This window comes from Cryobacterium inferilacus (genome assembly GCF_019599185.1).
GTDB classification, from domain to species: domain Bacteria; phylum Actinomycetota; class Actinomycetes; order Actinomycetales; family Microbacteriaceae; genus Cryobacterium; species Cryobacterium inferilacus.
The window spans coordinates 17,291-32,636 of the sequence record NZ_JAIEUL010000014.1; the positions used below are offsets into that span (position 1 = coordinate 17,291).

The window sequence follows — 15,346 nt, forward strand, 5'->3', positions numbered from 1 at the left end:
AACGTACTCGCGGAGCAGCGGGCCGGGGGCTAGCGGGCGCCGAGCAGGTGCTCGAGCGCCAGCTGCTGCAGGCGAACGAAGCCGAAGCCCTTGCCGCCGAAGTACTCCTCGGGGGCGAAGTCCTCGTAGGCGCTGGTGTCGGCGAGGAAGTCGTCGTAGCTCTCGCCGGCGGCCAGGGTCGTCTGCGACAGTTCGGGCACGCGGGACGCGGCGAGCTGCTCCTGCACCTCGGGGTCGGCGCGGAAGGCCGCGGCACGCTCCTTGAGCAGCAGGTATGTGCGCATGTTCGCGGCAGCGGAGTCCCAGACGCCGGTGATGTCCTCTGTGCGGCTCGGCTTGTAGTCGAAGTGACGCGGGCCGTCGTAGGACGGTCCACCGTTCGGGCCGCCGTTTTCGAGCAGGTCCACCAGCGAGAACGCGTTCTGCAGGTCGCCGTGGCCGAAGACCAGGTCCTGGTCGTACTTGATGCCGCGCTGGCCGTTGAGGTCGATGTGGAACAGCTTGCCCTGGTACAGCGCCTGCGCGATGCCGGCGGTGAAGTTCAGCCCGGCCATCTGCTCGTGGCCGACCTCGGGGTTGACGCCGACCAGCTCGGGGCGCTCGAGGGTGGTGATGAACGCCATGGCGTGGCCGACGGTGGGCAGCAGGATGTCGCCGCGGGGTTCGTTGGGCTTGGGCTCGATGGCGAAACGGATGTCGTAACCCTTGTCGGTGACGTAGTCGCCGAGCAGGTTGACGGCCTCGCGGTAGCGGTCGAGGGCGGCACGGATGTCCTTGGCCGCGTCGTACTCTGCGCCCTCGCGGCCGCCCCACATCACGAAGGTCTTGGCGCCGAGCTCAGCGGCGAGGTCGAGGTTGCGCATCACCTTGCGCAGGGCGAACCGGCGAACGGCGCGGTCGTTCGAGGTGAAGCCGCCGTCCTTGAAGACCGGGGCGCTGAACAGGTTCGTGGTGACCATCGGCACGATCACGCCGGTGTCGGAGAGGACCTGCTTGAGGCGGTTGATTTCCTTCTGGCGGGCGGCATCCGTGGAGCCGAAGGCGAAGAGGTCGTCATCGTGGAAGGTGAGGCCGTATGCGCCGAGCTCGGCGAGGCGGGTGACGGCCTCGACGGTGTCCAGCTGCGGGCGGGTCGGACCGCCGAACGGGTCGGCCCCGTTGTAACCGATGGTCCAGAGGCCGAACGAGAACTTGTCGGCGGGGGTGGGGGTGAGTGTCATGTTCGGTGGCTCCGATTCAGCGTCATTGGCGATTTGTTGCAATTACCAACATATTACACGCGCCGGATGTTTTTGCCCACCGGAGTCTGTGCATCGTTGGAATAACGCCGGACACAACATATTCGGCCGGGTGCTCCGGCGCTCCGCGACGGGGTCGCCGCGCCGAGAATCGTTTCACCGACGATCCCTGTCTCCGCCTCGCGAGTATCCGGAAATTCGGGCAGAACCCCCTAAACAGGGGTATTTTCACTCGTGCCCCTAGCAAAAACCGCCAGAGGCGAGATAAGTTCTCTCCGTCAACAAAGGCCGCAAATGTGCGGTGGGTCAATCACAGCGATGTCCCGTTACAAGGAAGTAACCCAGACACGCGCTCGCCCCAATGTCGGGGGAGCGAGTCGACAGGTTTTCTTCCTCTGGCAGTCCCGCTCACGGCGGTGGCTGCGGTGACTGGCAGCTCTCAGAGAGGAAAGCTCCGAAAATGTCCAGAACTAAGAAATTCCTTGCCCTCGCGGCGACCGGCATCTTCGCCCTGTCGCTCGCATCCTGCGCGACCGGCGGCGAAAGCACCGACGGCGGTGGCGGTGACGCCGGCGCGACCGCCACCGAGTGCAACGTGGGCATCTCGATGCCCACCCGTTCCCTCGAGCGGTGGATCAACGACGGCGAGCAGCTCAAGTCGCTGCTCGAAGAGGCCGACTGCACCGTCGACCTGCAGTACGCCGACAACAAGACCGACCAGCAGATCAGCCAGATCCAGAACCAGGTCGCCGGCGGATCCAAGATCCTCGTGGTCGCCGCCATCGACGGTCAGGTGCTCGCACCGGTGCTCGCCGAGGCCAAGGCCCAGGACGCCACCGTGATCGCCTACGACCGCCTGATCAACGGCACCGAAGACGTGGACTACTACGCGACCTTCGACAACTACAAGGTCGGCCAGCTGCAGGGCGAGTTCCTCGAGACCGAACTCGACCTGGCCAACGCCACCGGTCCGATCAGCCTCGAACCGTTCGCCGGCAGCCCCGACGACAACAACGCCAAGTTCTTCTTCTCCGGCGCCTGGGACGTGCTGCTGCCCTACGTCGAGAGCGGCGTGCTCGTCGTTCCGAGCGGCCAGTCGCCCGCCTCCAACGACGACTGGGCCTCGATCGGCATCCAGGGCTGGGCCAGCGACAAGGCGCAGTCCGAGATGGACAACCGCCTGTCGTCCTTCTACACCGGCTCCGACACCGTCGACGTGGTGCTCTCCCCGAACGACAGCCTCGCCATCGGCATCATCGCCTCGCTCAAGTCCGCCGGCTACACGCCGGGTGCTGACTACCCGCTGATCACCGGGCAGGACGCCGACAAGGCCAACGTCCAGGCGATCCTGGCTGGCGAGCAGGCCATGACCGTCTGGAAGGACACCCGCACGCTCGGCGAGCAGGTCTTCACCATGATCCAGGAGATCGTGGCCGGCGACGAGGTCACCGTCAACGACACCGAGACCTACGACAACGGCGAGAAGGTCGTGCCGTCGTACCTGCTCGACCCCGAGGTTGTCGTCGAAGCGGATGTGCAGACCAAGCTCATCGACTCCGGCTTCATCCAGGCATCCGACGTCGGTCTCTAACCAGCCGATACGGCCGGCTCGCCCAGCCAGGGCGAGCCGGCCCATTCGACGGCACCCGCACGACGGATGCCGGACCACCAGCAAACAGGAGACGGCAGTGGAGCATTCGATCATCCTCAGGATGAACAACATCGTGAAGGACTTCAACGGGGTGAAGGCCCTCGACGGCGTGTCCCTCGAGGTCACGCGGGGGCAGGTGCACGGTATCTGCGGCGAGAACGGGGCCGGCAAGTCCACCCTGATGAAGGTGCTCAGCGGGGTCTACCCGGTGGGCAGTTTTGACGGCACCATCGAGTTCGAAGATCACGAGGTGGCCTACAAGACCATCAACGACAGCGAGCACGACGGCATCGTCATCATCCACCAGGAACTGGCCCTGAGCCCGTACCTGTCGATCGCCGAGAACATCTTCCTCGGCAACGAGAACGCCACCCGCGGGGTGATCGACTGGAACAAGACCAACCGGGAGGCGGCGCTGCTGCTGGCCAGGGTGGGTTTGAACGAGAACCCGGCCACCAAGATCCTCGAGCTCGGTGTGGGCAAGCAGCAGCTCGTGGAGATCGCCAAGGCGCTCTCCAAGCGGGTCAAGCTGCTCATCCTCGACGAGCCCACCGCGGCCCTGAACGATGAGGACTCCACCCATCTGCTGGGCCTGATCGACCACCTGCGCACGCAGGGCATCACCTGCATCATCATTTCCCACAAGCTCAAAGAGATCAAACGCATCGCCGACACCGTCACGGTGATCCGCGACGGCAAGACCATCGAGACCATCGACATGAAAGGTCCGGACGCGACGGAGGCCCACATCATCCGCGCCATGGTCGGCCGGGACCTGAACAACCTCTTCCCGCCCAGGGAGCCCGCCGTGGGCGCCGAGGTGCTCCGGGTGGAGAACTGGACCGTGCACCACCCCGTCGACGTGGCCCGCAAGGTCGTCGACGGCGCCTCCTTCACCGTCAAGGCCGGCGAGATCGTCGGCTTCGCGGGCCTGATGGGCGCCGGCCGCACCGAGCTGGCGATGAGCCTGTTCGGGCACTCCTACGGCACCAACATCTCCGGCCAGGTCTACAAGAACGGCACCGAGATCCACATGCGCACCGTGGGGGAGGCCATCCAGCACGGCTTCGCGTACGCCACCGAGGACCGCAAGCGCTACGGTCTGAACCTGATCGGCGACATCACCGTCAATGTGTCCGCCGCCGCCCTGGCCAAGCTCGCCAAGTACGGCGTGATCGACAAGCACCGCGAATACAAGGTCGCCGATTCCTACCGGCAGAAGATGAACATCAAGGCGCCCTCGGTCGCCTCGATCACCGGCAAGCTCTCCGGCGGCAACCAGCAGAAGGTGGTGCTGTCGAAGTGGATCTTCTCCGGCCCCGACGTGCTGATCCTGGACGAACCGACCCGCGGCATCGACGTGGGCGCCAAGTACGAGATCTACGGAATCATCAACGAACTCGCGGCCCAGGGCAAGGCGGTCATCGTGATCTCCTCCGAGCTGCCAGAACTGATCGGCATCTGCGATCGCATCTACGCGATCTCGGAAGGAAAACTCACCGGTGAGGTCGACAAGGCCGACGCCTCGCAGGAAACACTCATGCACTACATGACCGCAGGAAAGGACTGAGCGCGATGACCACCACCACGCCAGCGAGCAGCAAGGCGCCCACAGAACCACCCGTCAAGCGCCGGATGCCCAGGCTCTCGATCAATCTCCGCCAGTACGGCATCGTCGCCGCCCTGGCCGTGATCGTCATCCTCTTCCAGATCCTCACCGACGGGCGCCTGCTGCTGCCCGGCAACGTGAACAACCTCATCCAGCAGAACGCCTACGTGCTGATCCTGGCCATTGGCATGGTCATCGTGATCATCGCCGGTCACATCGACCTGTCGGTGGGGTCGGTCGTGGCCATGGTCGGCGCGGTCGCCGCGATCAGCATGAACAACTGGGGTCTGCCCTGGTGGGGCGCGGTCATCGTGTCGCTCGTGGTCGGTGCCATGGTCGGCGCCTGGCAGGGCTACTGGGTGGCCTTCGTCGGCATCCCGGCGTTCATCGTCACCCTGGCCGGCATGCTCATCTTCCGTGGCCTCACCCTGGTGCTGCTCACCGGCGGCACCATCAGCGGCCTGCCCGCCGAGTTCACCGCGATCGGCGCCGGTTGGCTGCCGTCGTTCCTGGGCGAGGTGGCCGGGCGTGACCTGCTCACCCTGCTGCTGGGCATCCTCACCGCCGTGGCCCTGATCGTTTTCTCGCTGCGCACCCGTGCCACCCTGGCCAAGCTCGACCTGCCGCGGGAGCCCGCGGCGTCGATGTGGACCAAGAACGGCATCGCCGCCATCGCGATCATCTGGTTCGCCTGGCTGCTCAGCGGCTACAGCGGCACCCCGATCATCCTGATCGTGCTCGCCGCGCTCATCCTGATCTACAACTTCGTGCTCAACCGCACGGTGTTCGGCCGTCACGTCTACGCCATGGGCGGCAACCTCTTCGCCGCCGTGATGAGCGGGGTGAAGACCAAGTGGGTCAACTTCTTCATCTTCGTGAACATGGGCGTGCTGGCCGGCCTGGCCGGTGTCGTCTCGACCGCCAGGGCCGGCGGCGCCGTCGCATCCGCCGGGCAGAACTACGAGCTCGACGCCATCGCCGCGGTCTTCATCGGCGGCGCTGCGGTGCAGGGCGGCGTGGGTACCGTGGTCGGCGCCGTGGTCGGTGGTCTGGTGATGGGCGTGCTCAACATGGGCCTGTCGATCCTGTCGGTGGATGCGGCTTGGCAGATGACCATCAAGGGCCTCGTGCTGCTGCTCGCGGTTGCGTTTGATATCTTCAACAAGCGGCGCGCAGGGGGACGATAGCCAGACGCCACCCGGCTGACGTCGGGACCCGCACCCCGAGAGGACCGTGACCCACCCGTGAGCCAAGCGTCACCCACCCTCGGGGTTCGGGGCGGCACCAGCAACGATCAGCTCCGCCGGTACAACCTGTCGATGGTCATGACGATGCTGCACCACGCCGGCGGATGCTCGCGGGCCGACCTCACCAAGCGCACCGGGCTGAACCGGTCGACGATCGCGGCCCTCGTGGCCGAGCTCGTCGACCTCGGCATGGCGTTCGAGGTGGAGCCGGAGAACGTGGTCGGCCGGGTGGGCCGGCCGAGCCCCCAGGTGGTGCCCAATCCGGGGTTGGCCGCGATCGCGGTGCACCCCGATGTGGACGCCGTCACGGTGGGGCTGGTGGGTCTCGGCGGTGAGGTGATCCGGCGCATCCGCTTCGACACCACCCGGGTGCCCACGGTCGCCGAGGCGATCAACGCGGTCAAGGCCATCGTCGACGGCATGCGCGGCGAGATCGACCAGAGCTACACCATCGCCGGGGTGGGGGTGGCGGTGCCGGCCCTGGTGAACTCGTTCGACGGCCGGGTGCTGATCGCCCCGCACCTGGGCTGGCGCGACGCCAACCTCGCCCGCGACCTGGCCAGGGTGCTGGACTACCCGGTCTCGGCCGGCAACGACGCCAGCCTGGGTGCGATCGCCGAGAGCATGTTCGGCGCGGCCCGCGGCATCAACGACCTGGTCTACCTCAACGGCAGCGCCAGCGGCATCGGCGGCGGCCTGATCATCGGCGGCAGCCCGTTGCGCGGTACCAGCGGTTACGCGGGCGAGCTCGGCCACACCCTGGTGAACAGCGCGGGCCGACGCTGCCACTGCGGCCGGATCGGCTGCCTCGAGACCGAGGTGAGCATGGCCAGGCTGCTCGCGGTGCTGAAGCTGCCCCGCGCCGACCTGGACGACCTCGACATCGCCCTCGGCGTCTCCCGCGACCCGGCCGTGCTGGCCGAGGTGCGCCGGCAGATCGAGCTGCTCTCCGAGGCCATCTCCAACTTCGTGAACATGTTCGACCCCGAGATGGTGGTGCTCGGCGGCTTCCTCGGCTCGCTGCTCTCGGTGGGCCGGGAACAGTTGACCGCCGCCATGATCGTGCGCTCGATGAGCAGCATCGGCCACACCGTGGCGATCGAGCGGGCCAGCCTGGGGTCGCGGCTGTCGCTGGTGGGCGCCGCCGAGCTGGCCTTCGCCGGGTTGCTCGACGACCCGGCCGGCTTCGTGCGCGGCCGCGCCGACCGCCGCTGATCTGGTATTTGTCGTCAATAACCACAAACTACTTGCGGAACTGAGGATGTCTGTCGTAGGCTCCCTTCGAGGCAGTCGAAACGTTTAGCGAAACGGCTGCCGCCCGGCGGCGAATCCGCTATCGGGCATCGAGTATCCGAACCGACGATGGAGTCTCTGGTGGCGAACATTCACGACGTGGCACGCGTCGCCGGGGTGTCGATCAGCACGGTCTCTTACGCGCTCAGCGGTAAGCGCTCCATCGCGGCCTCCACCAAGCAGCGCATCGACCAGGCCGTTCTTGAGCTCGACTACCGGGCCAACGCCGGTGCGCGGATGCTCAAGGGCGCCCGCACCCAGATCCTCGCGCTGAGCGCCCCGCTGCACGCCGGCACCCACGCCCCGGCCCACATGGCGTTTGTGCTCAGCGTGGTCACGGCCGCCAGAGCCTACGACTACGACGTGCTGCTGCTCACCCAGGACGAAGCCACCATGGGCCTGCGCCGAGTGGCGCGCAGCTCCCTCGTCGACGGCATCGTGCTGCTGGATGTCTCCACCTCCGACCCCCGCACCGAGCTGGTGCGCGAACTCGGCCTGCCCGCCACGGTGATCGGCATCCCGAACGACACCGCCGGCCTCACCTGCGTCGACCTCGACTTCGAAGAGGCCGCCGTGCTGGCCGTGCGCCGGCTCGTCGACCTCGGCCACCGCGAGATCGGCCTGATCGGCCAGGCGCCGCTCGTCTACGAGCGCGGCTCCAACTTCCCGCCGCGCTTCCGGGATGCGTTCCTGGCCGAGGCCGCGCGTCTGGGCGTCACCGTGGCCTTCACGCCCGCCGCCGAGGAGTCGGCCGGGGTCCGTGCGGCCGTCGACCTGGTCACCGCGGCCCTGCCCGGCATGACCGGACTCGTGCTGCACTGCAACGAACCCGTGCAGTCCATGGTGCTCGACGTGCTCGGCCAGCGCGGCATCAGCGTGCCGGGGGACCTCTCGGTCATCTCGGCCTGCTCCAGTTTCTCCACCGACCATCTCAACCCGCCGCTCGACGTGATCCCGCTTCCCGCTGACCAATCCTGTACTCGCGCAATCGAGCTCACGATGGCCCAGTTTGCCGGCGACACCGAGCCACACGTCGAGTACATCACTCCGACGTACGTCGAGCTCGGCTCGACCTCCGCCCCCACCCCGCTCTAACCGACCCGGAAAGGATTTCGGCAGCGTCACTGTCGAAACGTTTCGACAGTTCGATTCACCCGCAGCACCCGTTCCACCCCCGCATCACGCAGCATCCCGATGAATCACTACAAGGAAGTAGAACAGTGAAGAAAAACACGAGAACCCTCGCCGGCGTCGCCGTCCTCGGTGTCAGCGCGCTCCTCCTCTCCGGCTGCTCGGCCGGCGCGGCCGAGAGCGACTCCAACACCCTCAAGCTCTGGCACTTCGAGAGCGACACCAGCGCCATGGGCATCGCCTGGGAGGAGGCCATCACGGTCTTCGAAGAGGAGACCGGTGCCACCGTCGAGTTCGAAGAGAAGAGCTTCGAGCAGATCCGCTCCACCGCGAGCCAGGTGCTCAACTCCAACGAGGCGCCCGACATCCTCGAGTACAACAAGGGCAACGCCACCGCCGGGCTGCTGGCCAGCCAGGGCCTGCTCAGCGACATGGACGACATCTACGCGGAGTACGGCTGGGATGACGCCCTCGCCCCGTCGCTGCAGACCACGGCCCGCTACGACGAGAACGGCATCATGGGCTCCGGCGCGTTCTACGGCGTGCCCAACTACGGCGAGTTCGTGGAGGTGTTCTACAACAAGGACATGTTCGCCGCCGCCGGCCTCGAGGTGCCCACCACCCTGGCCGAGTTCGAGGCCGTCATGGCCGCGTTCGTCGCCCAGGGTGTCACCCCGCTGGCCGAATCGGCCGCGGAGTACCCGCTCGGCCAGCTCTGGTACCAGCTCGCGCTCACCCAGGCCGACCGTGGCTTCGTCGACGACTACCAGCTCTACACCGGCGACGTCGACTGGAGCGGCCGGGAGCTGACCTACGCGACCGAGACCATCAAGGACTGGACCGACGCCGGCTACATCTCCACCGACGCCACCGGCTTCAAGGCAGAGGATGCCGGCACCGCGTTCATCAACGGCACCTACCCGATCTTCTACTCGGGTTCCTGGTGGCACAACCGGTTCACCACCGAGGCCACCGGCTTCGAGTGGGGCACCTTCCTCTTCCCCGAGGCCGAGATGTCGCCCGGTTCCGCCGGCAACATGTGGGTCATCCCCGAGAAGGCCGCCAACAAGGACCTCGCGGCGGAGTTCATCGACATCACCATGCGCCCGGAGATCCAGGCGCTGATCGGCAACAACGGTGGCATCCCCGTCGCCGCCAATACCGAGGACATCACCGATGAGAAGAGCCAGGAACTGATCGGCAACTTCAACACCCTGACCGAGCAGGACGGCATCGCGTTCTACCCGGACTGGCCCACCGCCACGTTCTACGACGAACTCAACGCGGGTCTGCAGGAGCTCATCAACGACACCAAGTCGCCGGCCGAGGTCAACGAGCAGCTCGGCGGCCAGTACCAGTCCGGCGTCGACGACATCGTCGGCTAACCAGCCACCACCCCAGGCACGACCTCGCAGTACCCGGCCAGGGGCCCCACCGGGCCCCTGGCCCCCACTCGGAGAGTTGGAAAACGCATGACGAAAGCATCCGTAGCCGATGCGCCCGTTGTGGCTCGGAAAGCCGGCGGTCGATCAGCCGTCCGGCAGAGCCTCATCCCGGGAAGCAACCCCAGAACGTTCTGGATCTACCTCGTGCCCGGCCTCGCGCTGCTCACGCTCATCATCGTCGTTCCGCTGATCTGGAACGTCTACCTGACCTTCACCGACTACCGCGGCATCAAGCCGCCGGAGTGGGTGGGCCTGGAGAACTGGGTCAAGCTGGCCGGCGACACCACCTTCTGGACCTCGTTCAGCAACTCGATCGCGATGATCGTGGCCATGGTGGTCGTACCCACCCTGCTCGGCCTGGTGCTGGCCGCCATGCTCTTCGACCTGATCGGCAAGAAGTTCGGCGGCAAGATCGCCAGCTTCCTGCGGGCCACCTACTACCTGCCGCAGATCCTGCCCGGCGTGGTCGCCGCGATCGTGATCGGCTGGATCCTGCGCCCGCAGAACGGCGCGCTCAACCAGGTGCTCGAGGGTGTGGGCCTGAATGGTCTCGCCCAGAACTGGCTCGGCAACCCCGACACCGCACTGCCCAGCATCATGGTGATCATGATCTGGGTGCAGCTCGGCTACCCGATCGTGATCTTCATGGCCGCCCTGCAGCGCGTCGACCCCGAACTCTACGAGGCCGCCGAACTCGACGGCGCCAACTGGATCCAGCGCTTCCGCGCCATCACGGTGAGCATCATCCGGCCCGAGATCTTCGTGGTCACCCTCACCTGCACCATCGCCGCCCTGAAGGTCTTCGGCCCGATCTACACGCTCACCGGCGGTGGCCCAGGCACCTCCACCATCGTGCCCGCCTACTACGCCTACAGCGAGTTCTTCCAGAGCCAGCAGGTGGGCTACGGCGCCACCATCGCCACCGCACTCACCATCGTCATCGCCATCGTCTCGGTCGTCTTCCTCCTCGCCCAGACCCGGCTCGAACGCCAGGAAGAGGAACGCTAATGACCTCCACCATCATCGACGAGGCCGCGAAGGCCCCCGTCGTGGGCCCGCCGGCCCGGCAACCGCGGAAGCGGCGCAGCAGCACCACCCGTAAGACCCTGGGCGACTGGATGATCCTGGTCGTCGCCATCCTGATCGGCCTGCTGATCGCGGTGCCGTTCTTCCTCATCCTGATCAACTCGTTCAAGTCCCCGGCCGACTACAACGCCGCCGGCCCGCTCACCCTGCCCACCGAGCTGTACCTCGACGGCATGGTCAACTTCTGGCAGCGGGTGGACTTTCCCCAGAAGCTCTGGAACAGCTTCTTCATCTCCAGCGTCGTCGCCATCCTCGCCGTGCTGGTGTCGCTGCTGAACGCGTTCGCGCTCGGCATCGGCCGGGTGCGCGGGCGCACCTGGATCGTGCTGTTGATCCTGCTGGCCAACATGCTGCCGCAGGAGGTGCTGCTCTACCCGCTCTACTTCATGTTCAAGACCGTGGGCCTCTACGACAACCAGTGGGCCGTGATCATCATCTTCGTGGTCATCCAGAGCGCCTTCGGCACCTACCTGCTCGCCAGCGTGCTCGGCACCTTCCCCAAGGAGATCCTCGAGGCCGCCTCGCTCGACGGCGCGAACAAGTGGACGATGCTCTGGCGGGTGGTGTACCCCATCACCAAGCCCACCCTGAGCGTTCTGGTGATCTTCTTCTTCATCTGGACCTGGAACGAGTTCCTCATCCCGCTGACCTTCCTGGTCAGCAATGCCAGCCAGACCGTGCCCGTGTCGATCGCCGTGCTGCAGGGCGACCGGCTGATGGACGTCACCACCACGAGCGCCTCGGCGCTGCTGGGCCTCTTGCCCACCCTGATCTTCTTCCTCATCTTCCAACGCACCCTCACCAGGGGCATCACCGCAGGAGCAGTCAAGTAGTTATGAAATTCACCGATGGTTTCTGGCACACCCGCCCCGGCGTCAGCGCGTTCTACGCGCAGGAGGCGTACGACATCGAACAGATCGGCGCGGCCCTGCGCATCTCCGCGCCGACGAAGGTGATCGAACGCAGAGGCGACGTGCTCAACCGCGCCCTGCTCACCGTCACCCTGACGTCGCCGCTCGACGGCATCATCAAGGTGCGGGTGGACCAGCACACCGGCGCGAGCACCGGCCCCGGCTTCGACCTGGTCGGCGCCGAGGCGGATGCCGGTGTCATCGTGATCGACAACACCGGCGGCACCCTCACCGCCGGCCCGCTCACCGCCAGGGTGGCGCCGGGCGCCCCGTTCAATCTCTCCTTCGAGGCCGACGGCCGCACCCTGACCGAGAGCGGCCACAAGTCGATCGGGCACATGCAACTCGCGCCAGGCGCGCCCGTCGCCGCGGAACCGGCCGGGGTCTCCGGCGTGACCACCACCGGGCTGGCCCCGGCGGCGTCCTACACGCACGCGCAGCTCTCCCTCGGCGTGGGCGAACTGGTCTACGGTCTGGGCGAGCGCTTCGGCCCGCTGATCAAGAACGGTCAGACCATCGACATCTGGAACGCCGACGGCGGCACCTCCAGTGAGCAGTCCTACAAGAACGTGCCGTTCTACCTCACCAACCGGGGCTACGGGGTGCTGGTCAACCACCCGGAGCACGTCTCCTTCGAGGTGGGCACAGAGGCCGTCGAGCGGGTGCAGTTCTCCGTCGCCGGCCCGGCGATCGAGTACCTGGTGATCTACGGCCCCACCCCCAAGGACGTGCTCGAGCGCTACACCCGGCTCACCGGCCGCCCGGCCCGGGTGCCGGCCTGGTCTTACGGCCTCTGGCTGTCGACCTCGTTCACCACCCAGTACGACGAGGCCACGGTGAACAGCTTCATCGACGGCATGGCCGAGCGCGACCTGCCGCTGAGCGTCTTCCATTTCGACTGCTTCTGGATGCGCGAATTCAACTGGACCGACTTCGAATGGGACCCGCGGGTGTTCCCTGACCCCGAGGGCATGCTCACCAGGCTGCACGAGAAGAACCTGCACGTGAGCGCCTGGATCAACCCGTACATCGCCCAGCGGGCCGGCATCTTCGCCGAGGCCGCCGAAGCCGGCTACCTGGTGAAGAAGGCCAACGGCGACATCTGGCAGTGGGACTTCTGGCAGGCCGGGATGGGTCTGGTCGACTTCACCAACCCGGCCGCCGTCACCTGGTTCCAAGACAAGCTGCGCGGCCTCTTCGCCCAGGGTGTCGACGCCATCAAGACCGACTTCGGCGAACGCATCCCCACGGATGTGGTCTGGCACGACGGCTCGTCACCCGAGGTGATGCACAACCTGTACACCCAGCTCTACAACAAGGCCGTCTTCGAGGTGCTGCAGGAGCACCGCGGCGAGGGCGACGCGGTGCTCTTCGCCCGGTCGGCCACCGTCGGCGGCCAGATGCAGCCGGTGCACTGGGGCGGAGACAACTCCTCCAGCTACGAGTCGATGGCCGAGACCCTGCGCGGCGGCCTGTCGCTGGCGTTCTCCGGCTTCGGCTACTGGAGCCACGACATCGGCGGCTTCGAGGGCATGCCGGACCCGGCGGTGTTCAAGCGCTGGCTGGCGTTCGGCATGCTGTCCAGCCACTCCCGGCTGCACGGCTCCACCAGCTACCGGGTGCCGTGGCTCTTCGACGACGGCCGGGAGGAGCCGGGCCAGAGCGCCGTGGACGTCACCCGGCTGTTCACCAAGATCAAGCTCGCCCTGATGCCGTACCTCTACAACGTCGGGTTGGACGCGCACGCCAGCGGCACGCCGTTCATGCGGCCCATGCAGCTCGAGTTCCCGCACGACCCCGCCGTGGACTACCTCGACCGGCAGTACCTGCTCGGCCCCGACCTGCTCGTGGCCCCGGTGTTCAGCGAGTCCGGCGACGTGCAGTACTACCTGCCCGCCGGAACCTGGACGAACTACCTGACCGACGAGGTCGTCGAGGGACCGGTTTGGCGCCGCGAAACCCACGCGTTCGACAGCATCCCGCTGTGGGTGCGCGGGGGAGCGGTGCTGGTCACCGGCTCCCGCGACGACAGGCCGGACTACGACTACACCGACGAGGCCCTCGTCACCGTCTACCCTGGCGGTACCGGTGATGAACGTGCCGTCGACATCAGCAACCCGCTGGACGGCAGCCACGTCACCGTGACCGTCAGCACCGACGGCGAACACACCGTGGTCACCAGCGACTCAGCGGCGCCCTTCCGCGCCCGCCTCGCGGGCGGCCGCACCGTGGTCGCGACCCACCGAAAGGCACTACTCCGATGACCAGCACCGCCACCCAGGGGGCCATCGTCGGCACCATCGACTACCGGGATGCCGGGCTCGTCTTCCCGGAGTCGTTCCTGTTCGGCTCCGCCACGGCCAGCTACCAGATCGAGGGCGCCTTCGACGAAGACGGCCGCGGCCCTTCGATCTGGGACACCTTCAGCCACACCCCCGGCAAGGTCTGGAACGGGGACACCGGCGACGTCGCCTCCGGGCACTACCACCGGCTCGAGCAGGACCTGGACCTGATGGTGACGCTGGGCCTGCAGGCCTACCGGTTCTCCATCGCCTGGTCACGCATCCAGCCCACCGGCCGGGGACCGGCCAACGAGGCCGGGCTGGACTTCTACCGTCGCCTGATCGACGGCCTGCTCGCGCGGGGCATCCGCCCCATCGTCACCCTCTACCACTGGGACCTGCCGCAGGCGCTCGAGGACGAGGGCGGCTGGACCAACCGGGCCACCGCGTACGCGTTCGCCGACTACGCGGCGATCCTCGGCGAGGCGTTCGGCGACCGGGTGGACACCTGGACCACGCTGAACGAACCGTGGTGCTCCGCCTACCTCGGCTACGGCTCCGGCGCGCACGCGCCCGGCCGCACCGACGGCGCGGCGGCGCTCACCGCCGTGCACCACCTCAACCTCGCGCACGGCCTGGCGATCCTGGCGCTGAAGCCGCGCGTGAGCAACGACCCGAAGTTCTCCATCACGCTGAACCTGCACGTCATCCGCGGTGAGGGCGAGAGCGGGCCGGAGGCCGTGCGACAGATCGACGCGCTGGCGAACCGGGCGTTCCTCGGCCCGCTGCTGCATGGCGCCTACCCGGCCGACCTGTTCGACGACACGAAGGACGTCACCGACTGGGCGTTCGTCATGCCCGGCGACACCGAGATCATCCACCAGCCGCTCGATGTGCTCGGCGTGAACTACTACTCCACCACCCTGGTGCGGCTGTGGGACGGCGTGTCGCCCCGGCAGAACGCCGACGGGCACAAGGACGTCGGCGGGTCGCCCTGGCCCGGCGCCGACCGGGTCGAGTTCCTCGCCCAGCCCGGCCCGTACACCGAGATGGGCTGGAATATCGAACCGGCCGGCCTCGAGGAGCTGCTCGTGTCACTGCACGAGGAGTTCCCGAAACAGCCGCTCATGGTCACCGAGAACGGGGCTGCGTTCGCCGACACCGTGGTGCAGACGGATGCCGGCCGACGGGTGCACGACGTGGACCGCACCGACTACCTGCGCCGGCACTTCACCGCCGCGCACAGGGCTATGGCCCGCGGTGTCGACCTGCGTGGTTACCAGGTCTGGTCGTTGATGGACAACTTCGAGTGGGGCTACGGCTACTCCAAGCGCTTCGGCATCGTGCACGTCGACTACGACACGCTGGAGCGCACCCCCAAGGACAGCGCGCACTGGTACGCCGCCCTGGTGGCGACCCGCACCCTGCCGGCCGTGTAGCGATCGGCCCGAGT

11 protein-coding genes are annotated in these 15,346 nt (G+C 67.0%); 10 read left to right on the top strand and 1 reads right to left on the bottom strand.

Features of this window, described 5'->3' with window-relative positions; translation table 11 throughout:
- Window positions 1-29 precede the first annotated feature (29 nt).
- Window positions 30-1,220, bottom strand: coding sequence for a xylose isomerase (xylA, locus tag K2F54_RS12985; protein WP_220606295.1), 1,191 nt, complete (start codon window positions 1,218-1,220; stop codon window positions 30-32).
- 478 nt (window positions 1,221-1,698) lie between these two features.
- Between xylA and K2F54_RS12990 the strand changes: the two genes are divergently transcribed.
- The 10 genes from K2F54_RS12990 to K2F54_RS13035 all read left to right on the top strand — a co-directional run bounded on the left by K2F54_RS12990 (window position 1,699) and on the right by K2F54_RS13035 (window position 15,332).
- Complete coding sequence (locus K2F54_RS12990) at window positions 1,699-2,829, top strand: substrate-binding domain-containing protein (RefSeq protein WP_220606296.1); 1,131 nt, start codon at window positions 1,699-1,701, stop codon at window positions 2,827-2,829.
- Window positions 2,830-2,950: 121 nt separating this feature from the next.
- On the top strand, window positions 2,951-4,459 hold the full coding sequence (gene mmsA / locus K2F54_RS12995) for a multiple monosaccharide ABC transporter ATP-binding protein (protein WP_220606297.1): 1,509 nt from the start codon (window positions 2,951-2,953) through the stop codon (window positions 4,457-4,459).
- A 5-nt stretch (window positions 4,460-4,464) separates the two neighbouring features.
- The gene (mmsB, locus tag K2F54_RS13000; protein WP_220606298.1) at window positions 4,465-5,685 is read left to right on the top strand and encodes a multiple monosaccharide ABC transporter permease; all 1,221 of its coding nucleotides are present in this window, start codon (window positions 4,465-4,467) and stop codon (window positions 5,683-5,685) included.
- Window positions 5,686-5,742: 57 nt separating this feature from the next.
- On the top strand, window positions 5,743-6,960 hold the full coding sequence (locus K2F54_RS13005; RefSeq protein WP_308287649.1) for an ROK family protein: 1,218 nt from the start codon (window positions 5,743-5,745) through the stop codon (window positions 6,958-6,960).
- Window positions 6,961-7,119: 159 nt separating this feature from the next.
- The gene (locus K2F54_RS13010; RefSeq protein WP_220606299.1) at window positions 7,120-8,133 is read left to right on the top strand and encodes a LacI family DNA-binding transcriptional regulator; all 1,014 of its coding nucleotides are present in this window, start codon (window positions 7,120-7,122) and stop codon (window positions 8,131-8,133) included.
- A 125-nt stretch (window positions 8,134-8,258) separates the two neighbouring features.
- On the top strand, window positions 8,259-9,554 hold the full coding sequence (locus K2F54_RS13015) for an ABC transporter substrate-binding protein (RefSeq protein ID WP_220606300.1): 1,296 nt from the start codon (window positions 8,259-8,261) through the stop codon (window positions 9,552-9,554).
- A gap of 87 nt (window positions 9,555-9,641) precedes the next feature.
- Window positions 9,642-10,622 carry a carbohydrate ABC transporter permease gene (locus K2F54_RS13020; RefSeq protein WP_220606301.1) on the top strand — a complete coding sequence of 327 codons (981 nt, stop codon included), beginning with the start codon at window positions 9,642-9,644 and terminating at the stop codon, window positions 10,620-10,622.
- Entirely contained in the window at window positions 10,622-11,533 is a 912-nt protein-coding gene (locus tag K2F54_RS13025) for a carbohydrate ABC transporter permease (protein ID WP_220606302.1), read from the top strand. Before K2F54_RS13020 ends, K2F54_RS13025 begins: the two co-directional genes overlap by 1 nt.
- A 2-nt stretch (window positions 11,534-11,535) precedes the next feature.
- A complete protein-coding gene (gene yicI / locus K2F54_RS13030) occupies window positions 11,536-13,875 on the top strand; it encodes an alpha-xylosidase (RefSeq protein ID WP_220606303.1) in 2,340 nt (779 codons plus the stop codon).
- The gene (locus K2F54_RS13035) at window positions 13,872-15,332 is read left to right on the top strand and encodes a GH1 family beta-glucosidase (RefSeq protein ID WP_220606304.1); all 1,461 of its coding nucleotides are present in this window, start codon (window positions 13,872-13,874) and stop codon (window positions 15,330-15,332) included. Before yicI ends, K2F54_RS13035 begins: the two co-directional genes overlap by 4 nt.
- The last annotated feature ends 14 nt before the right edge of the window (window positions 15,333-15,346 follow it).

Coding starts and splice junctions, on each gene's coding strand:
- xylA (WP_220606295.1), bottom strand. CDS start 1,220: ATGACACTCACCCCCACCCCCGCCGACAAGTTCTCGTTCGGCCTCTGG.
- K2F54_RS13035 (WP_220606304.1), top strand. CDS start 13,872: ATGACCAGCACCGCCACCCAGGGGGCCATCGTCGGCACCATCGACTAC.
- K2F54_RS13020 (WP_220606301.1), top strand. CDS start 9,642: ATGACGAAAGCATCCGTAGCCGATGCGCCCGTTGTGGCTCGGAAAGCC.
- yicI (WP_220606303.1), top strand. CDS start 11,536: ATGAAATTCACCGATGGTTTCTGGCACACCCGCCCCGGCGTCAGCGCG.
- K2F54_RS12990 (WP_220606296.1), top strand. CDS start 1,699: ATGTCCAGAACTAAGAAATTCCTTGCCCTCGCGGCGACCGGCATCTTC.
- K2F54_RS13025 (WP_220606302.1), top strand. CDS start 10,622: ATGACCTCCACCATCATCGACGAGGCCGCGAAGGCCCCCGTCGTGGGC.
- mmsA (WP_220606297.1), top strand. CDS start 2,951: ATGAACAACATCGTGAAGGACTTCAACGGGGTGAAGGCCCTCGACGGC.
- mmsB (WP_220606298.1), top strand. CDS start 4,465: ATGACCACCACCACGCCAGCGAGCAGCAAGGCGCCCACAGAACCACCC.